Genomic DNA, 18,501 nt, shown 5'->3' with positions numbered 1-18,501 from the left:
GGCGGCACCCGGCTACGGCGACGGCACCCGGGAACGGCGACGGCACCCGGGAACGGCGGGGCGGTCAGGGCAGCAGGGCGGCCGCGAGGCGGTCGAGGGCGGGGCGGGCCGCGGACGCGGACGGCGTGTCACCGGCGAGGAAGGCGAACGCGAGCAACCGGCCGTCGGCGGACATGACCGTTCCGGCGAGCGTGTCCACGCCCCTGAGCGTGCCGGTCTTGGCCCTCACCAGGCCGCCGGACCCGGCGGCGGCGCGCCCGCTGAGCGTGCCGGTGAAGCCGGCGACGGGCAGTCCGGTGAGTACGGGGCGCAGCTCGGGGTGGGCGGGATCGGCGGCCCGGACCAGCAGCGTGGTGAGGAGTGCGGCCGAGACCCTGTCGGCGCGGTTCAGCCCGCTGCCGTCGGCGAAGCGCGCTCCGGCCAGGGGCAGCTTCAGCCGCCTGAGCCGGTCGGTCACCGCGGCCTCCGCCCCGGCGAAGCTCGCCGGGCGGCGCGTGGCGAGGGCGGTCTGCCGGGCCAGTGCCTCGGCGATGTCGTTGTCGCTGCTGGTCAGCATCCGCTCGACGAGTACCGGGACCGGCGCCGAGTGGGTGGCGGCGAGGGCGGGCCCCTTCGCCGGTGCCCTGCCCGGGACGGGGCCCGACTCGGTGTTCACGCCGTGCTCGCTGAGCAGGCCGACGAAGGCGCGGGCGGCGTCGCCCGCGGGGTCGGTGCTGCGGGGTGCGGTGCCCTCCGTCGAGTCGTCGAGGCGCCCCGCGTTGACCATCAGGGCGGTGACGGGGGCGATGTTGTCGTTGCCTGGGCCGATGGGGTGGCTGGCGGGGCCCTGGTAGAGCGAGGCGTCGTAGGTGAGCCGGACCGTGGTGACGCCCCGGTCGCGCAGGGCCTTCGCGGTCCGGTCGGCGAGGGTCCGCATCCGGGGCAGGTCGAGGGTGGGGTCCCCGCCGCCGACCAGGGTGACCGCCCGGAAGTCCGGGGTGGCGACGGCCCTGGTCGGGATCCGGTGCGCGGGGCCGGTGGCGGACAGCACCGCCGCGGCTGTGGCGATCTTGACGGTGGAGGCCGGGACCATGGCCGTGCCGGCGCCCCGGGCGTACAGCTGTTCGCCGGTGGCGGCGTCCACGACGGAGGCGGTGCGCAGCGGGCCGAGGCCCGGGTCGGCCAGCAGGGGGCCGAGGGCGTCGGCGAGTGCGGCGGGCGCGACCGCGGGCATCTTGGGGGCGCTCGCGGCGGCGAGTACACCGGGGGCGCTCGGCGCCGGCGCGGGCCCGGGAGCCTCCGCCGCTTCGCGCCCGCGCCCCGTGACCTGGTGATCTGCGCCACCTGTCCGGCCGAGGGCGGCGGCGTGCTCGCGCTCGGCCTTACGCTGGCCGTTGTCCCAGGGGCCGACCGCGGCCACCGCCGCCGCCGCCAAGGCGAGGCCGGCCACGGCCGCACCCGCAGTGAGCTGCCACGTTCCCCGGTCAGGCACCATCGGTCGGCCCCTTTCGCGATCACACACATGCGTAGGGGACACTTAATCACTGCGGACAGCCGCGTCACCTACATATGTGTTGATCATGTTGATCATGGAGGAGTGCCACCCGTGGAGTTCGACGTCACCATCGAGATCCCGAAGGGGTCGCGGAACAAGTACGAGGTGGACCACGAGACCGGCCGGATCCGTCTGGACCGTCGCCTCTTCACCTCGACCAGCTACCCGGCCGACTACGGCTTCGTCGAGAACACCCTGGGTGAGGACGGCGACCCGCTCGACGCCCTGGTCATCCTGGACGAGCCGACCTTCCCCGGCTGCCTGATCAAGTGCCGCGCCATCGGCATGTTCCGGATGACCGACGAGGCCGGCGGCGACGACAAGCTGCTCTGCGTCCCGGCCTCCGACCCTCGTGTGGAGCACCTGAGGGACATCCACCACGTGTCGGAGTTCGACCGCCTGGAGATCCAGCACTTCTTCGAGGTCTACAAGGACCTGGAGCCCGGCAAGTCCGTCGAGGGCGCCAACTGGGTCGGCCGGGCCGAGGCCGAGGCCGAGATCGAGGCCTCCTTCAAGCGCCTCGAGGCCCAGGGCGGCGCGCACTGACGCGCTACCCCGTACGCACGGCCGGGCGGTGCACCCCTCGCGGGGTGCACCGCCCGTCGCATACTGGGGCGCACACGCAGTACGCCAGCGGGAGGAGTCGGTAGAGCGTGGTGGCGGAGCCGGAAGGTCCCCTCGAGGACCGGAAGCCGCAGTCCGACGAGGCACGCAGCGCCTTCGCTCCACCGGAGGGCGTCGACCAGCCGGGACCGCCAGAGGAGGACCATCCCTCCTCCGAGTTCGCCGTTCCCGAGGGACTGTCCACGGAGGCACCGGCCGAGCCGGAGGGCTCGGCGTTCGCACCCCCGTCGACGTACCGCGCGAAGTCGTCGCCGCCCGCCTACACGCCCGCGCACGGCTTCCCGGTGGTCCAGCTTTCCAAGGACGTGCCCTGGCAGGACCGGATGCGCACGATGCTGCGGATCCCGGTGAGCGAGCGCCCCGTACCGGAGCCGGTGCAGCGGCACGACGAGTCCGGGCCGGCCGTGCCCCGCGTGCTCGACCTGACGCTGCGCATCGGCGAGCTGCTGCTCGCGGGCGGCGAGGGCGCCGAGGACGTCGAGGCCGCGATGCTCGCCATCACCAACGCGTACGGTCTCGACAACGCCGAGCCGACCGTGACGTTCACCCTGCTGTCGATCACCTACCAGCCCTCGCTTGTCGACGACCCGGTGACCGCGAACCGGACCGTGCGCCGCCGGGGCACCGACTACACCCGGCTGACCGCCGTGTACCAGCTGGTCGCGGACATCAGCGGAGACGACCACGAGGTCAGGCTGGACGAGGCCTACCGTCGCCTGGCCGAGATCCGCCGGAACCGGCACCCCTACCCCGGCTGGGTCCTCACTCTGGCGGCGGGCACCCTGGCCGGCGCGGCCTCCGTGCTGGTGGGCGGCGGCGTGCTGGTGTTCCTGGCGGCGGCGGTCGGCGCGATGCTGGGCGACCGGCTGGCGTGGCTGTGCGCGGGCCGCGGCCTGCCGGAGTTCTACCAGTTCGTGGTCGCCGCGATGCCGCCGGCCGCGATCGGTGTGGCGCTCAGCGCCCTGCACGCCGATCTGCGCCCCTCCGCCGTCATCACCGGTGGCCTGTTCGCCCTGATCCCGGGAAGGGCTCTGGTGGCGGCCGTCCAGGACGGGCTGACGGGCTTCTACATCACGGCGTCGGCCCGGCTGCTGGAGGTCGCCTACTTCTTCGTGGCGATCGTCATCGGGGTGCTCACGGTCCTGTACGTGGGCGTGCAGTTCGAGGCGAACCTCAGTCCCGAAGGGGCACTGATCAGCATCGAGCGGCCCGTGACGCAGATCCTGGCCTCGATGGTGCTGAGCCTGACCTTCGCGGTGCTGCTCCAGCAGGATCGTTCCACCGTGCTGGTCGCCGCCGCCAACGGCGGGGTGGCGTGGGTGGTCTACGGAGCGGTCGCGCTGGCGGGCAACGGGTCCGCCGTGCTGGCGACGGCGGTGGGGGCCGGGCTGGTGGGTCTGTTCGGGCAGTTGCTGGCCCGCTTCCAGCACACCTCGTCGCTGCCGTATGTGACCGCAGCGATCGGCCCGCTGCTGCCGGGTAGCGCGATGTACTTCGGGGTTCTGCACATCGCGCAGAACGACATCGACGCGGGGTTCGCCTCGCTGGCCAGGGCCGCGGCGCTGGCGCTGGCCATCGCGATCGGCGTGAACCTGGGTGGCGAGATCGCCCGGGTGTTCCTGCGCAGCCCGGCTGCCGCGGGCAGGCGCCGCGCGGCCAAGCGGACACGCGGCTTCTGATGCGCTCACCGGGGGGTGCCGGACGACACGGCGGATCATGTGTCGACCCGGCGGATCATGTCGCGGTGGTGCCGAGGGCCGCGCTGCCGCTCCTCTGACGGCAGCTCACGGCGGTCAAGGCAGCTCACTACAACTCACGGCGTCTCACGGCGTCTCACGGCGTCTCACGGCGTCTCACGGCGTCTCACGGCGTCTCACGGCGGCGCCCCGGACCGCGGTCACGGTCCGGGGCGCCGCCGTACGGACTCTCAGCGCTTGGCGTGCCGGCCGCGCGGGGCCGTCCCGTCCTCGACCGGGTCGGCGGCCGCGGCCTCCTTCTTGCTCTTGGACCGCGCCCGCATGAACTCGATGACGATCGGCAGGACCGAGAGGAGCACGATGGCGATCAGGATCGCCTCGATGTTCTTGTGCACGAAGTCGACCTTGCCGAGCGCGGCACCGAGCAGCGTCACGCCGGCGCCCCAGAGCACACCGCCGATGATGTTGAAGGTGACGAACGAGCGGTAGTTCATCCGGCTCACACCGGCGATGATCGGCGTGAACGTCCGCACGATCGGCACGAAGCGGGCGAGAACCAGCGACTTGGGGCCGTACTTCTCGAAGAACTCGTGCGCCTTCTCCACGTTCTCCTGCTTGAAGAACCTGGAGTCCGGGCGCTTGAAGAGGGCGGGGCCGACCTTGCGGCCGAAGAGATAGCCGACCTGGTCGCCGATGACCGCGGCGAGCACGATGAGCGTGCACACCAGCCACAGCGGCTGCTTGATGACGTCGGTGGTCACCAGGAGGCCCGTGGTGAACAGCAGGGAGTCTCCGGGCAGGAAGAATCCGATCAGCAGACCGGACTCGGCGAACACGATGACGAGTACGCCGATCAGTCCGAAGGTGGTGATCAGAAAGTCCGGGTCCAGCCAGCTCGGTCCGAGCGCAAGGGGGTTCACGAGGTCCGGGCTCCAGTGGTGTGAGTCGTCGGGCGTGGCGCCCAAACTATCAACGCATTCTTTCGGATCCGGTTCCAGTGCCCCACTCCGGATGCCCGTGCGGCGGCCGGACACGGAGCGCGCCCGTGGGAATCGGGGATTTCGGCGGAGGGCGGGGGCCCCACCCCGATGTGCCGGTCGTCACGACGAACGGGCGAACGGGCGGACGGACGGACGGACGGACGGACAAGCGGACGGACGACCGGGCGGGCGGGCGGACGGGCGGGCGGGCGGACGGGCGGACGGGCAAACGGCGTCCCGGCATCCCGGCGTTCCGGGTGGAGCGGGTGGAGCGGGTGGTCGGTGAGGTCTTCGGCCCGGCCGTGCGTTCGCGCCGTCGCGGCAGCCGGATCGGCGCGGGCCTGAAGTCGATGATCGGCGGCGGGCTGAAGGGCCTGTCCAAGACCCTGGTGCCGCCCCGCGGCCAGGCCAGCGGCCAGGCCATGGTGCCCGCTGGTCGAGCAGGCGCGGCAACGGGGCGCGAAAGCGGTGCTGATGTTCCGGTTCGACGTCTCGGAGGCGGCGGACGTCGGCAGCGAGGTGTGCGCGTACGGCACGGGGCGTTGATCACGCGTGACTGCCGGCGCGTCGGTGTGCGCCGCACCGGCAGGGCACCCCCAGGACGCACGGAACGAGGCCCCGGACGACGCACCGGGCAGCGCGCCGGGCACAGTCCCGGGCAGCACACCGTGCAGCGCGCCGAGCTGCACACCGGGCACAGTCCCGAGCAGCGCGCCGAGCAGCGCAAGGGCGGCGCACCGGACGAACCACCGGACAACCCGCCACCTGACGCACCTTATGGGCGTTTTCTGTAGTTATGGTGAGGTCCGTGACGACGACCGACCACGCCGAGGCGGTGCCCCCTCACCGGGTGCTGCTGCCGCTGATCGTCCCGGCGATCATCGTCGGCGTCGGTTCCAGTCTGCTGCTCCTCGGCCTGACCGAGGTCTCCGAGCAGCTCAAGGGCGTCCTGTGGGAAGTCCTCCCCGACGCCATCGGCATCGGCCGCTTCTCGGCGCCGTGGACGGTCGCCGTGCTCACCGCGACGGGCCTCGCGGTCGGGCTGGTGGTGTGGAAGGTGCCCGGACACGCCGGCCCGGACCCCGCCACCACCGGGCTCGTCGACCGCCCGATGCCCGCCTCGGTGGTGCCGAGCCTGCTGCTCACGGCCGTGCTCGGACTCGCGGGCGGGGTCAGCCTGGGCCCGGAGAACCCGATCACGGCGGCGAACATCGCGCTCGCCGCGTGGCTGGGCGGCAAGGCCATGCGCGGCTCACGCGCGGAGCTGTGGGCCTCACTGGCCGCGGCCGGGACGGTCGGCGCGCTCTTCGGCACCCCCGTGGCGGCGGCGCTGATCCTCACCGAGTCCCTCGCCTCCCGGCCGGCTCCCGGCGCGCTGTGGGACAAGCTGTTCGCTCCGCTGATCGCGGGCGGCACCGGCTCGCTGACCACCGTGCTGATCGCCCACCCCACCTTCGACCTCGCCCTCCCCCCGCTGAACGGCTCGCGCTGGGTGGACGTGCCCGCGGCCCTCGCGGTCTCCTCGCTGGGCGCGCTGCTGGGGATGGCGGCCGTGTACGTGTTCCCCTACACGCACGCCGCCTTCCGGAAGCTCGGGCACCCGGTGGGCGCGATCACCGCCGGCGGGCTGGTGCTGGGGCTCCTCGGGGTGCTGGGCGGGCAACTCACCCTCTTCAAGGGCCTGGAACAGGTGAAGGTGCTGGCGGCGGACCCGTCGGGCTGGTCCTCGGGCGGGTTCGCGCTGATGGCCGTCGTCAAGCTCGCCGCCCTGACCATCGCGGCGACGTGCGGCTTCCGCGGCGGGCGCATCTTCCCCAGCATCTTCGTGGGCGTCGCCCTGGGGCTGGGGGTGAGTGCCCTCGTACCCGAGGTGCACACCACGGTCGGGGTGGCGTGCGCGGTCCTCGGAGTGCTGCTGGCGATCACCCGGCAGGGCTGGCTCAGCCTGTTCACCGCGGCCGTGCTGGCCGCCGACCCGCACGCGCTGCCCCTGCTCTGCATCGGCCTGGTACCGGCCTGGCTGCTGGTGACGGGGCGGCCCCAGATGCAACTCCACGACGACGGCACCCCACTGCGCTGAAAGGCGATCGGACATGGCACTGCACAAGGTCGGTATGCGTCCCGAGGCGAGCGAGGAACGGCGCAGGCTGTCGCTCAACCCGTTCTACGGCGAGGCCGACCCCCTGGGGTCGATGGTCCTGGCGCCGCCGCAGCACCGGATGCCCGACGGCCCGACGACTCCCGCGGCGGCCTACCAGTTCGTGCACGACGAGCTGATGCTCGACGGCAACTCACGGCTCAACCTGGCCACGTTCGTGACGACGTGGATGGAGCCGGAGGCCGGGAAGCTGATGGCCGAGTGCCGGGACAAGAACATGATCGACAAGGACGAGTACCCGCGGACGGCGGAACTGGAGCGGCGGTGCGTGGCGATGCTCGCCGACCTCTGGCACGCCCCGGACCCGGATTCCACGGTGGGCTGTTCCACGACCGGATCGAGCGAGGCCTGCATGCTCTCCGGGATGGCACTGAAGCGGCGGTGGGCGCACCGCAACCGGGACCGGTACCCCGGCCCCGGCGCCCGGCCCAACCTGGTCATGGGCGTCAACGTGCAGGTCTGCTGGGACAAGTTCTGCAACTTCTGGGAGGTGGAGCCCCGGCTGGTCCCGATGGAGGGCGACCGCTACCACCTCGACCCGCAGGCGGCGGCCGACCTCTGCGACGAGAACACGATCGGCGTGGTCGCCGTCCTCGGGTCCACCTTCGACGGGTCCTACGAACCGGTCCAGGAGGTCTGCTCCGCCCTGGACGCCCTCCGGGAGCGCACCGGCCTGGACGTTCCCGTGCATGTGGACGGGGCGTCCGGCGCCATGGTCGCCCCCTTCCTGGACGAGGACCTCGCGTGGGACTTCAGGCTGCCGAGGGTGGCCTCGATCAACACCTCGGGGCACAAGTACGGACTGGTGTACCCGGGGGTCGGCTGGGCGCTGTGGCGCTCGCCGGACAACCTGCCCGACGAACTGGTCTTCCGGGTGAACTACCTGGGCGGCGACATGCCGACGTTCGCGCTCAACTTCTCCCGTCCCGGGGCACAGGTGGTGGCGCAGTACTACACCTTCATCCGGCTCGGCAGGGACGGCTACCGCGCGGTCCAGCAGACGGCCCGGGACGTGGCACGGAGCCTGGCCGGGAAGATCGAGTGCCTGGGCGACTTCCGGCTGCTCACCCGGGGGGACGAGTTGCCGGTGTTCGCCGTCGCGACGAACCCGGAGGTCCGGAACTTCGACGTGTTCGACGTCTCACGGCGGCTGCGGGAGAGCGGCTGGCTGGTGCCGGCCTACACCTTCCCTCCCCACCGGGAGGATCTCTCGGTACTGCGCTTCGTCTGCCGCAACGGCTTCTCGGCGGACCTCGCCGAGCTGCTGCTGGAGGACCTGCAACGGGCCCTGCCGGAGCTGCGGGCGCAGAGCGCGCCGCAGAGCAAGGACAAGGCGGCCGCCACCGGCTTCCACCACTGACGGGCGCCGGGCACCGCCGACGGGTGCCACCGCGGGTGCCGGGTGCCGGGTGCCGGGTGGACCACCGAGGGATGCCGGGGTACTCGGCGTCGCGGGTGTCCCCGGCCGTCCTCCCGGCTCAGGGCTTCCACCGGTACTTGCCGCCGCCGACCCAGCGCACCAGCGCGGGGTCGTCCAGATCCACGCCGTGCCGGCCCGACGCGTGGGCCAGGCTGATGACATCGATCATGTCGTGTGCGATCCCGACCGTCTGCCCCCCGATCTCCACCACCCGGAACGGCGGATCACCCGGCTGGACGGGCAGGACGACGATCGGGGCCACTCCTGGTGCGTCACTCATGTTCCAAGCGTGTGGCACGGGCCCGCCTTCCGCACGAGGGGCGCCGGCCCGGGCACGTGCGCTGCCGGCCGCCCGGCCGCCTTCCCGGTGTGGCGCCCGCCCACCTGCCCCCGCTGCCCGCCTGCCCCGCTGGCCCGCTGCCCCGCATCTCCGCCCGGGCACCATGCAGCCGGTCGCTCCCCGGTCGGTGCCCGGGGCGAGTGGCGCGTCCGCCCTCGCCGGCCGGGCCTCCGGGACGGGCGCCGGGGACAGGCGCCGGGGACAGGCGCCGGGGACGAGCACTCGCAGTGAGCACTCCGCCGTGAGCACTCGTAGTGGGCACTCGCAGGCGGCGGCCGTGAGCGGCGGCCGCAAGGAAGCGGCACTCAGCTCAGAACGGGAAGACCGAGCGGCCCCGCTGCACCGAGATCCACTTCTGGGTGGTGAAGACCTCGACCATCGCCTCGCCGTTGAGCCGTCCGATGCCGGACGACTTCTCGCCGCCGAACGGGACGATCGGCTCGTCGTGCACGGTGGAGTCGTTGATGTGGATCATCCCGGTGTGGATCCGCTGGGCCAGTGCCACACCCCGCTCGATGTCACCGGTGTGCACGGCGCCGCTGAGGCCGTACGGGGTGTCGTTGGCGATCCGGACCGCCTCCTCGTCGCCCTCGAACGGGATAACCAGCGCCACCGGGCCGAAGATCTCCTGGGACAGCACCGGCGAGTCGGCCGGGAGACCGGTCAGCACGGACGGCGAGACCACGTTGCCCTCCGTCCGGCCGCGCAGCAGAGCGGTGGCGCCCGCCTCGACCGACTGTTCGACCAGACTGGACACGGCATCCGCCTGGGAGGAGTTGATCAGCGGGCCGATGTGCGTACCGGGGTCGGCCGGGTCGCCCACCTTCAGCGTGCGCACCTTGGCGACGAGCTTCTCGGTGAACTCCTTCTCCACCCCGCGGTCCACGAGGATGCGGTTGGCGGCCATGCACACCTGGCCCTGGTGCACGTACCGGCTGAAGACGGCGGCGTCCACGGCGTAGTCGAGGTCGGCGTCCTCGAGCACGATGAAGGCGCTGTTGCCGCCCAGTTCGAGGACGGCGTGCTTGAAGTTGGCCGCGCAGACGGTCGCCACGTGCCGGCCCACCCGGTCGGATCCGGTGAAGGAGATGACCTTCGGTACGGGGTGCTCGATCAGCGCGTCACCGATCTCCGCGATGTCGGTGATCACCACGTTCAGCAGTCCGGCGGGCAGGCCGGCGTCCTCGAAGACCTTGGCCACCAGGGAACCGCCGCAGATCGGAGTGTTCTGGTGCGGCTTGAGGACGACCGCGTTGCCGAGCGCCAGCGCCGGGGCGACCGACTTGATGGACAGCAGGAAGGGGAAGTTGAACGGGCTGATGACACCCACCACACCGACCGGGAGCCGGTAGACCCGGTTCTCCTTGCCGTCCACCGGGGACGGCAGGATGCGCCCCTCGGGACGCAGCGCCAGCTGGACCGCCTCGCGCAGGAACTCCTTGGCGAGGTGCAGTTCGAAGGCGGCCTTCAGCCGGGTGCCGCCCAGTTCGGCGACGATGGCCTCGGCGATCTCGTCCTCGCGGTCCTCGATGACCCTCAGGGCCCGCTCGAACACCGACCGCCGCGCGTACGGGTTGGTGCCGGCCCACTCCTGCTGCGCACGCTCCGCGGCGCGGTACGCCTGGTCCACCTCATGGGCCGTGGCGACGGTGATCGAGGCGAGCTTCTCCTCGTTGTACGGGTTGAAGTCGATGATGTCCCAGGAACCGCCGCCCGGGCGCCATTCGCCATCGATGTACTGGAGTGCCAGGTCGCTGAAGAAGGAGGACATGGGTTCCCTTACCGGCCGCGGGAGCAGGGGCGTGTGTAGTCACCTCAATGACTGATGTCTCGTCATCCTACTTGCCGGTCAAGTCAGTTGGAGGAGTCCTCGGAGAAGGTCTCGGCTCTCGTCCGGACCTGGGCTGTCCTCCCGCAGGCGCTCCATCGCCCGCTCGTACTGCGCCACCTCCTCGGGCTTGTCGAGGTACAGCGCGCTGGTCAGCTGCTCCAGATAGACGAGGTCGGAGAGATCCGACTCCGGAAAGCGCAGCATGGTGAACGAACCCGACTCGCCCGCGTGGCCGCCGAAGCTGAACGGCATGATCTGGAGGGTGATGTTCGGCTGTTCGGATACCTCGATCAGATGACGCAACTGGCCCTGCATCACCGAGCGGTCGCCGTAGGGGCGGCGCAGTGCGGCCTCGTCCAGGACCGCATGGAAGCGGGGCGCCCGCTCGGAGACGAGGGCCTTCTGGCGCTCCAGGCGCAGCGCGACGCGGCGGTCGATCTCGGCGGCCGGCGCACCGGGCATGCCGCGCTGGACGACCGCGTGGGCGTACGCCTCGGTCTGCAGCAGGCCGTGGACGAACTGGACCTCGTAGATCCGGATGAGCGAGGCGGCGCCCTCCAGGCCGATGTACGTCTGGAACCAGCCGGGCAGCACATCGCCGAAGCTGTGCCACCAGCCCGCCACGTTGGCCTCCTTGGCGAGACCGAGCAGCGCCGCGCGCTCCGCCTCGTCCGTCACGCCGTAGAGCGTGAGGAGGTCCTCGATGTCCCTGGCCTTGAAGCTGACCCGGCCCAACTCCATCCGGCTGATCTTGGATTCGGACGCACGGATCGAATAGCCCGCCGCCTCACGGGTGATACCGCGCGACTCCCGAAGACGCCTCAGCTGCGAGCCCAGCAGTATGCGGCGCACCACCGACCCCCCACCGGGGCCATCGGCCCGGGGATAGCCCCACGACTCCACTGCGGTCACGTCTCCCGCCCTCCCCATCGCCATCGGTTCCCGGAGCACCCCCGAACCCCGAACCCCGGATTCTGCCACCAAAACGCTTCGCCCCGTGCTCGTTCGATTACGGAAACAAGAAGCCGTCCGGGGAAGAGCGGGGGAAGCACGCGGAAGATTTGAGAGTGAACCGGCACGGGTGGGGACAGGTCCGGCGCGTGCACGTGCATCTGCCCTTGCATCTGTTGTGGGCATTCGGAACCATGGAGCTCGCGCACCTGCGTACTCGTACGTGCTCGTTCGTGCTGTAGCGCCACAGCTGCGATTCCCGGGAGTGCCTCGCATGGGAACGAATGGATCGACCATGCTCGAGCCGTTACGGCAGGGCCTTCCGCCGATCGACCCCGCGGTCGTGTCCAGCTCCGCCACGTGCGCGCTGCCCGCCCGCTACGAAGCGGTGCGCGGCGCCCGGAAGTTCACCGGCAGGACGCTGGCCCGGTGGGACCTCGACGAGCGCTTCGACGACGTCGCACTCGTCGTCTCCGAACTCGTCACCAACGCGCTCCGGCACGCCCTGCCCGCGGACGCTCCACGGGACCAGGAGCCACCGGTGCGACTCCATCTGATGCGCTGGACGAGCCGGCTGGTGTGCGCCGTACGCGACCCCAGCGAGGACGGTCCGCAGGCCGGCGAGGCGGAGGACTCCGCCGAGTGCGGGCGGGGACTGTTCCTCGTCGACTCCTTCAGCGACAGCTGGGGCTGGCACCCGCTGGCGGGGCCGCTCACCGGGAAGGTCGTCTGGGCGCTGTTCCGTCTGCCCCCGGCGTGAGGGCCCCGCACCGGGAGCGCTGCGGGGGAGTGGGTGCCGGGCGGCACGGGCCGGGAGGGGTTCTCGCGGACCCTCGGGCGACACGCCTAGCCGCCGGCGAGGTGGTCGAACTCGCCGTCCTTCACCCCCAGCAGCATGGCCCGTATCTCGGCCGGCGTGTAGACGAGCGCCGGCCCCTCGGGGAAGCGCGAGTTGCGCACCGCGACGTCCCCGCCGGGCAGTCGCGCGAACTCCACGCACGATCCCTGGGAGTTGCTGTGCCTGCTCTTCTGCCAGACGGCCCCGTGAAGCTCTGTGGCCGCCATGCCGTTGTACACGTCGTGCACAGGACGCTCCCCGGGTTACAAGGTTCAGGTGTCAACTGTCTCGGATCATAGCTGTGTTCACATGCAGACGCATGAGCATATGCACGTGCACGTGCCGTGTTCCCTCGGTTACAGCCGCCCTAGCCGTTCCGACCCGGGAGTTCACCCCGACGGTCCGTGCCGCGCACCCGCGCGCCGTCGGCGGCCGCGGTGCCGTCGCGCCAGCCTGCCGCGTCCGCGGCGCCGCGGACGCGGGTGCGGACCGTGTCCGGGAAGAGGCGTTCCGCGTGTTCGGCGACGGCGACGTCGCGGGCCGCGAGGGCCGGCAGGAGGTCTCCTCCGGGGGTGCCTCCGGGGGTGTCCCGCGCAGCGTGGGACGCCGCCCGCGCCAGCCGGTCGCCGATGCGGTGGGCGTACGCCAGCAGGAAGGACTGCCGGAACGTCTTCGTCCGCTTGCGTCCGCCGGCCCGCTGGGACGCCTCGGCGCGGGTCATCGCAGCCGTCCCCTGCACCAGCAGCGAGGTGTACAGCAACTCCGCCGCGTCCAGGTCCGCCTCGAAGCCGACGACCGTCGAGAAGCCGAGGCCGCTGTTCCAGACCGCGCGGCAGCGGTTCGCCGAGGCCACCGCGTCCAGCAGGATCGCCTTGGCCGTCTCGTACGGCGCGTCGACACCGATCCGGCAGGCGGCCGGCCCGTCCGCACGGCGGGTGCGGGCGGCGAGCACCGCGTCGTCGATGCTGTGGCGCGCCATCAGCTCCTGGGCCTTCGCGGTCAGCGCCTCCGCTTCCTCCGGGTAGCCGGTGGCCTCCGCCTTCGCGAGGAGGGCGCGGATCCGGGTGAGCATCCGCGGCTCGGTGCCCGCGGGGACCGAGCGCAGGTGGACCGGTGTCCCCGGCACCGGCCCCACCGGCTCGACCGCCGGCAGCCGCACGAGGAGCCGGTACAACCGGAGCACGGCGGTCGCGTGCGAGAACCGGTCCGCGGGGCTCCGCCCGCTCCCCCTGTCCGGCAGCCCGTCGAGCTGCGCGCGCCACCGCGGCGGCAGATCGTCCCCGTAGCGCAGGGCCTCCCCCGCGATCAGAGCGGCGGCCGGCTCCACATGGCGCTCCCCGAGATCACGGCGGACGATCCGCACGACATCCGCGGGCTGCCAGCCGCGCTCCCACGCCCGGCGCACGAGTTCCTCCCCGCGCCGGACCAGCTCCGCGTCGGCACCGGGCGGCGCGGCCGCAAGCAGCGAGGCGCCGGTGTCGAGCGCGTCGTCGTCATCGGCGTACAGCGCCCTGCCGAGCGCACGCTCCACCACATCCACGCCGATCGAGCCTACGCGAGCCTCACCGCGCCCCCGCGCAGGCCCGGACGCCGGACACCCCGAGGTGCGGGGAGTCCGGCACGCGTGGCGCGCCCCTCGGTCCCCGGGCACGGGTACCCGGGGGCCGAGGGGGCCGGACCAGCCCGCTCCCGAGGCGGGAACCCGGCGGCAGAGGGGCGATGAGGTCCTCCGGCGGACGTGGCGCACGCCCCCTGCCGCAGGAGCCCGGGCGCCCGGCGGGTCCCCGGCCCGGGCGCGGGGAGGACCTGGACGGGCCGCCGCCCCGGTACGTCTCGTGACGAGCGGCTCGGGGCGGGCCGGGCACCCGCGAACCATGCGGCTCAGCGGAGCGGCCCGGCCCTGCCCCGGGCCCGTGGCAGGGGGACTCTGCGGGCGGCCGCCGCTTGCCGTGGTGATGCCGGATCATCCGGCTGGGCGGCGCCGGCACCGCGGTGCACCAGGCCCGTCCCGGTGCTGGTGCTGGTGGCGGTGGCGGTGGCGGTGGCGGTGGCGGTGGCGGGCCGTACCGGCACCACTCTCGCCAGCGGTAACAGCGGTACCACCAGCCCCAGGGGTACCAGCGGCCCCACGGATACCAGTGGCCGCATGGGTACCACCGGCCACCGGGCACGGCCCCGCGGCCGCCGTGGCCGGTGTCTCACCGGTCGACGCGGAGTGTGCCCGGCCGCCGCGGGACCGTACAGTGCTGCCATGGGCGAGAACAAGCAGCGCATGCTCGCTGGAGACTGGTACCTCCCCGACGACCCCGAACTCGCCGCCGATAGCGAACGGCGCTCCCGGCTCTGCGCGGCGTACAACGCCGAGGGCGGCGACCCGCCCGCCACGCGGGAGGCGATGCTCGCCGAACTCCTCGGTTCCGTCGGTCCGGGCGTCCGGATCCACCCGCCCTTCCGGTGCAACTTCGGCTACCACATCCGCGTCGGCGAGGGCACGTTCGTCAACTTCGGCGCCGTGTTCCTGGACGTCGCGCCCATCTCGATCGGCGCGTACTGCCAGTTCGGCCCCAACGTCCAGCTGCTGACCCCCTCCCACGAGCTGGACGCAGGGCGCCGCCGCGAGGGCTGGGAGAAGGGGGACCCGATCACGGTCGGCGACAACGTCTGGCTCGGCGGCGGCGTCATCGTCTGCCCCGGCGTGACGATCGGCGACGACACGGTGGTGGGGGCCGGGGCCGTCGTCACCCGCGACCTGCCCGCGGGGGTGCTGGCAGTGGGCAACCCGGCACGGGTGATCCGCACACTCACCTGACGGCGGGCCCTGGCGGCCCGGACCGGACACCACGCCGAGGGCCGCGCCCGCGCCCCGTCCGCCCCGCACCCCGTCCAGCCCGCCCCCACACCCGGTGCGGCGTCCGCCCCGCACCCCGTCCAGCCCGCCCCCACACCCGGTGCGGCGTCCGCCCCGCACCCCGTCCAGCCCGCGCCCGGTGCGGCGAACCGTCCTGACCGGCGAGGCGAACCGTCCGGCGACGGTGCGGCGCTGTCAGTCGTGAGTGCCAGACTCGCCACCGTGGACGAACGGTGGGCCCTGGCCCCGACCGGGGAAGGCGGAGCGGTCCTCGTGCCGCTCGGCCCGGCCGGGCTGCCCGCCGGAGAGATACGCAGGGAGGCCGATCTCGTCGCGGCGGTGAGGTCGCGGCCGGAGGTCGGGCGGTGGGTGTGGCGGTCCACGGCCGAGGTCTACCCGCGGCTGCTCGCGGCCGGTGTGCGGGTCGACCGGTGCTACGACATCGAGGACGCCGAGCTGCTCCTGCTCGGGTACGAAGGGCGGCACGGTGAACCGCGTTCCGCGGCCGCCGCCCGGGCGCGGCTGCGGCGCGCCCCCGTTCCGGACGACCCGGCACCGCGCACCGCCGTGCCGGGCTCGCAGTCGTCGCTGTTCGAACCGGAGCCCGTGGCCGTGCCGTTCGACGGTCTGCTGGAGGTCTACGCCGAGCAGCAGCGACGGCACGGCGCCACCGAGCACCCCGGCCGGATGCGACTGCTGACGGCGGCCCAGTCGGCGGGGACGCTGGTCGCCTCGGAGATGAACCGGTCGGGCCTGCCGTGGCGGGCGGACGTCCACCGGGACGTGCTGCGCGAGCTGCTCGGCGAGCGGTACGCGGGAGGGGGCGAGCCGCGCCGCCTCGCCGAGCTGGCCGACGAGGTCTCGGCCGCGTTCGGGCACCGGGTGCGCCCCGACCTGCCCGCGGACGTCGTCAGGGCGTTCGCCCGGGCCGGGGTCAGGGTGCGGTCGACCCGCCGCTGGGAGCTGGAGGAGATCGACCATCCTGCGGTGCGTCCCCTGATCGCCTACAAGAAGCTGTACCGGATCTGGACGGCACACGGCTGGAGCTGGCTCCAGGACTGGGTCCGGGACGGCCGCTTCCGGCCGGAGTACCTGCCCGGCGGCACGGTGTCCGGCCGCTGGACCACCAACGGCGGCGGCGCTCTGCAGATCCCCAAGGTGATCCGGCGTGCCGTGGTCGCGGACGACGGCTGGCGGCTCGTGGTCGCCGACGCCGACCAGATGGAGCCACGCGTGCTCGCCGCGATCTCCCGCGACCCGGGGCTGATGGAGGTCGCCGCACACGACGACGACCTGTACACCCGGCTGTCGGACCGGGCTTTCTCCGGAGACCGCGAGCACGCCAAGATCGCGCTGCTCGGCGCCGTCTACGGCCAGACCAGTGGCGACGGGCTCAGGAACCTCGCGGCGCTGCGGCGCCGTTTCCCCCGTGCGGTGGCCTACGTGGACGACGCGGCACGCGCCGGTGAGGAGGGCCGTCTCGTCCGCACCTGGCTGGGCCGCACCAGCCCGCCGGCGGCCGGTGCCCGCGACGACGGCGAAGCGGGTATCCCGCAGGAGGGCGTCGACGACGCCCCCGCGCGGGACGAGTTCGCCCCGGGCTACGCCTCGACGGACGCCCGGGCCCGCGGCAGGTTCACCCGTAACTTCGTCGTCCAGGGCAGCGCCGCGGACTGGGCGCTGCTGCTCCTCGCCGCACTCCGCAGGGCGACCGCTGGCATGCGCGCCGAACTGGTGTTCTTCCAGCATGACGAGGTGATCGTGCACTGCCCGGCGGACGAGGCCGAGGAGGTGGTGCGGGCGATCCGCGCCGCCGGCGAGCTGGCCGGGCGGATCGCCTTCGGAGAGACGCCGGTGCGGTACCCCTTCACGACGGCCGTGGTGAAGCACTACGGGGACGCCGAGTGACCCGGCCACGACCCCGCGCACCCGCCCCGACCACGACCCCGACCACGGCTCGGCACCGGCACCGGCACCGGCACCGGCACCGGCCAGGGCGGACGCGCGCCGGCACCCTCCGAGTCGGACGCGCACCGCGCCGCCGTCCCCGCAGCGGCGCCGGAGCCACACACTCGGGTACGAAGCCCCCGGCCCCGCACCCGCGCCCGACGGACACAGGCCACCCGTGGTGCGCCCGGCGGTCGGGGCGTTGCGCAGTCGTTCCCTCCGGGGCCCGGACCACCAGGACCGCCAGGACCGCCATGACCGCCATGACCGCCCGGCCTGCGGAACTCGGCGCCTACTCCCCCGGCTGCCGGCGCGGCCGGGGGATGCCGAGGCTTCCCCACGGCGCACACAGTTCGCACATCGCCAGCTCCGGGAACTCCTCCAGGGCGATCACGACGTGCTCCCTGTCCAGATAACCGAGCTGGGTTCGGTACAGACCGCAGTTCCCCCGGTGCAGCATGGGCTGAGTACCCTCCACACGGGCGGGCTGCAGCTTCCATGACATCTCGGCCCGGGCGACCTCACGACGTCTGCGGTCTTCCGCCTCCTCGCGCCTCAGTTCGTCGAGGGTGCGCTCGGTCTGCCTCAACTGGTAGGCGAGCCAGTCGCGGAGCCCCTCGTTGAGCCTGATCCGCTCGGAGCGCGACAGGTCTGTCATCGGACTCCGCCCCGCTCACGCCGCGGCGGAACTCATCGGGGGCACATCGCCGGTGTCTTCCCCGGCCGCGTCGGACGCCGCGTCACCCCCTCCGGAACCGCCCCTCACCGGCCCCCGCCCGCAGTCCCCGCCGACACCGCCCACCGAGGCGTCCCCGCCGGCACCGGCCGCGGAAGCGGCGCCGACACGCTCGGCATGCTTGAGCGCCATGCGGGCGTTCACCACCTCCGGCCTGTCGAGGCCCGTCCAGTACGGATGCGTCGACACCTCGATCGACAGCGTCAGTACGAGTTCGCGGAGCCTCGCCTCCTCGGCCCTCTGCGCCTCGGTCCGACCAGGGCTCGCCGGGAACTCTCGCCGGTAGCCGGAGTGGTGCCCCTCCTCCCCCGTCCACCCTTGAGCGGGTTCGACCGGCCACGGCAGCTCCCGGCACAGCGCCCGGTGCACGGACCGGGTCTGGTGCAGGCGCAGCTGGGCGTCGCGCAGCTCATCGGGGAAGTCGTCATCGGCCACGACATAAATAATACTCCTGTTCGAATACCTGCCGGGAGAGCGAACCCGATCACCCGCACGCGCCACCCGGCGCACCCACCGGACGACGGCGGGACCCCGGTCTTCACCCCCAGCCCGCGAGCGGCCGCGGGAACGGCCCGTCCGTCGATCACCGCGACCGTT

General features: G+C 72.9%; 17 protein-coding genes and 1 pseudogene. 9 read left to right on the top strand and 9 right to left on the bottom strand.

What is annotated here, in order from left to right; translation table 11 throughout:
• Window positions 1-64: 64 nt before the first annotated feature.
• Window positions 65-1,474: a D-alanyl-D-alanine carboxypeptidase/D-alanyl-D-alanine endopeptidase gene (gene dacB, locus DDQ41_RS17840; RefSeq protein WP_262508492.1), complete on the bottom strand. Its 1,410-nt coding sequence runs from the start codon at window positions 1,472-1,474 to the stop codon at window positions 65-67.
• A gap of 111 nt (window positions 1,475-1,585) precedes the next feature.
• On the opposite strand from dacB, the gene DDQ41_RS17835 reads away from it, so the two are divergent.
• Window positions 1,586-2,080, top strand: coding sequence for an inorganic diphosphatase (locus DDQ41_RS17835; RefSeq protein WP_017949744.1), 495 nt, complete (start codon window positions 1,586-1,588; stop codon window positions 2,078-2,080).
• Window positions 2,081-2,187: 107 nt separating this feature from the next.
• Entirely contained in the window at window positions 2,188-3,837 is a 1,650-nt protein-coding gene (locus DDQ41_RS17830; protein ID WP_109295379.1) for a threonine/serine exporter family protein, read from the top strand.
• Window positions 3,838-4,085: 248 nt separating this feature from the next.
• On the opposite strand, the gene DDQ41_RS17825 is transcribed toward DDQ41_RS17830, so the two are convergent.
• Window positions 4,086-4,775 (bottom strand): DedA family protein, encoded by a 690-nt coding sequence (locus DDQ41_RS17825; protein ID WP_172607805.1) that lies wholly within the window; start codon window positions 4,773-4,775, stop codon window positions 4,086-4,088.
• Between the two features lie 323 nt (window positions 4,776-5,098).
• Here DDQ41_RS17825 and DDQ41_RS17820 point away from each other — a divergent pair.
• From DDQ41_RS17820 to DDQ41_RS17810, 4 genes and pseudogenes are all read left to right on the top strand, one after another.
• Window positions 5,099-5,381 (top strand): annotated as a pseudogene (locus DDQ41_RS17820) (heavy metal-binding domain-containing protein); the annotation flags it as partial.
• A 122-nt stretch (window positions 5,382-5,503) separates the two neighbouring features.
• A complete protein-coding gene (locus tag DDQ41_RS32545) occupies window positions 5,504-5,629 on the top strand; it encodes a hypothetical protein (RefSeq protein ID WP_262508491.1) in 126 nt (41 codons plus the stop codon).
• 56 nt (window positions 5,630-5,685) lie between these two features.
• Window positions 5,686-6,915, top strand: a complete 1,230-nt coding sequence (locus tag DDQ41_RS17815; protein WP_109297799.1) for an ion channel protein — start codon at window positions 5,686-5,688, stop codon at window positions 6,913-6,915.
• Window positions 6,916-6,928: 13 nt separating this feature from the next.
• Window positions 6,929-8,353, top strand: coding sequence for a glutamate decarboxylase (locus tag DDQ41_RS17810; RefSeq protein WP_109295377.1), 1,425 nt, complete (start codon window positions 6,929-6,931; stop codon window positions 8,351-8,353).
• Window positions 8,354-8,471: 118 nt separating this feature from the next.
• Here DDQ41_RS17810 and DDQ41_RS17805 read toward each other — a convergent pair whose 3' ends face one another.
• The 3 genes from DDQ41_RS17805 to DDQ41_RS17795 form a co-directional block, all read right to left on the bottom strand.
• Entirely contained in the window at window positions 8,472-8,693 is a 222-nt protein-coding gene (locus DDQ41_RS17805) for a hypothetical protein (RefSeq protein ID WP_172607806.1), read from the bottom strand.
• A gap of 370 nt (window positions 8,694-9,063) precedes the next feature.
• Window positions 9,064-10,524 (bottom strand): aldehyde dehydrogenase family protein, encoded by a 1,461-nt coding sequence (locus DDQ41_RS17800; RefSeq protein ID WP_109295375.1) that lies wholly within the window; start codon window positions 10,522-10,524, stop codon window positions 9,064-9,066.
• Window positions 10,525-10,602: 78 nt separating this feature from the next.
• Window positions 10,603-11,436 (bottom strand): helix-turn-helix domain-containing protein, encoded by an 834-nt coding sequence (locus tag DDQ41_RS17795; RefSeq protein WP_172607812.1) that lies wholly within the window; start codon window positions 11,434-11,436, stop codon window positions 10,603-10,605.
• A gap of 373 nt (window positions 11,437-11,809) precedes the next feature.
• On the opposite strand from DDQ41_RS17795, the gene DDQ41_RS17790 reads away from it, so the two are divergent.
• Window positions 11,810-12,295, top strand: a complete 486-nt coding sequence (locus DDQ41_RS17790) for an ATP-binding protein (protein WP_172607807.1) — start codon at window positions 11,810-11,812, stop codon at window positions 12,293-12,295.
• An 86-nt stretch (window positions 12,296-12,381) separates the two neighbouring features.
• Here the strand turns inward: DDQ41_RS17790 and DDQ41_RS17785 are convergent, their stop codons facing one another.
• The gene (locus tag DDQ41_RS17785) at window positions 12,382-12,621 is read right to left on the bottom strand and encodes a DUF397 domain-containing protein (protein WP_109295372.1); all 240 of its coding nucleotides are present in this window, start codon (window positions 12,619-12,621) and stop codon (window positions 12,382-12,384) included.
• 119 nt (window positions 12,622-12,740) lie between these two features.
• A complete protein-coding gene (locus DDQ41_RS17780; protein ID WP_109297798.1) occupies window positions 12,741-13,904 on the bottom strand; it encodes a DUF2786 domain-containing protein in 1,164 nt (387 codons plus the stop codon).
• 720 nt (window positions 13,905-14,624) lie between these two features.
• Here DDQ41_RS17780 and DDQ41_RS17775 point away from each other — a divergent pair.
• Both DDQ41_RS17775 and DDQ41_RS17770 read left to right on the top strand, forming a co-directional pair.
• A complete protein-coding gene (locus DDQ41_RS17775) occupies window positions 14,625-15,182 on the top strand; it encodes a sugar O-acetyltransferase (RefSeq protein ID WP_109295371.1) in 558 nt (185 codons plus the stop codon).
• A gap of 261 nt (window positions 15,183-15,443) precedes the next feature.
• Window positions 15,444-17,129 carry a bifunctional 3'-5' exonuclease/DNA polymerase gene (locus tag DDQ41_RS17770; protein WP_109295370.1) on the top strand — a complete coding sequence of 562 codons (1,686 nt, stop codon included), beginning with the start codon at window positions 15,444-15,446 and terminating at the stop codon, window positions 17,127-17,129.
• A 331-nt stretch (window positions 17,130-17,460) separates the two neighbouring features.
• Here the strand turns inward: DDQ41_RS17770 and DDQ41_RS17765 are convergent, their stop codons facing one another.
• Both DDQ41_RS17765 and DDQ41_RS17760 read right to left on the bottom strand, forming a co-directional pair.
• Complete coding sequence (locus tag DDQ41_RS17765; RefSeq protein WP_109295369.1) at window positions 17,461-17,826, bottom strand: DUF6233 domain-containing protein; 366 nt, start codon at window positions 17,824-17,826, stop codon at window positions 17,461-17,463.
• Between the two features lie 15 nt (window positions 17,827-17,841).
• Window positions 17,842-18,339 carry a hypothetical protein gene (locus DDQ41_RS17760; protein ID WP_109295368.1) on the bottom strand — a complete coding sequence of 166 codons (498 nt, stop codon included), beginning with the start codon at window positions 18,337-18,339 and terminating at the stop codon, window positions 17,842-17,844.
• Window positions 18,340-18,501 lie beyond the last annotated feature (162 nt).

The sequence above is a fragment of the Streptomyces spongiicola genome (assembly GCF_003122365.1).
GTDB classification, from domain to species: domain Bacteria; phylum Actinomycetota; class Actinomycetes; order Streptomycetales; family Streptomycetaceae; genus Streptomyces; species Streptomyces spongiicola.
This window is presented reverse-complemented; position numbering and strand designations above follow the sequence as displayed.

Excerpts from the sequence above, each read along its gene's own strand:
- DDQ41_RS17810 (WP_109295377.1), top strand. The coding sequence starts at position 6,929 with ATGGCACTGCACAAGGTCGGTATGCGTCCCGAGGCGAGCGAGGAACGG.
- DDQ41_RS17765 (WP_109295369.1), bottom strand. The coding sequence starts at position 17,826 with ATGACAGACCTGTCGCGCTCCGAGCGGATCAGGCTCAACGAGGGGCTC.
- dacB (WP_262508492.1), bottom strand. The coding sequence starts at position 1,474 with ATGGTGCCTGACCGGGGAACGTGGCAGCTCACTGCGGGTGCGGCCGTG.
- DDQ41_RS17790 (WP_172607807.1), top strand. The coding sequence starts at position 11,810 with ATGGGAACGAATGGATCGACCATGCTCGAGCCGTTACGGCAGGGCCTT.
- DDQ41_RS17775 (WP_109295371.1), top strand. The coding sequence starts at position 14,625 with ATGGGCGAGAACAAGCAGCGCATGCTCGCTGGAGACTGGTACCTCCCC.
- DDQ41_RS17805 (WP_172607806.1), bottom strand. The coding sequence starts at position 8,693 with ATGAGTGACGCACCAGGAGTGGCCCCGATCGTCGTCCTGCCCGTCCAG.
- DDQ41_RS17800 (WP_109295375.1), bottom strand. The coding sequence starts at position 10,524 with ATGTCCTCCTTCTTCAGCGACCTGGCACTCCAGTACATCGATGGCGAA.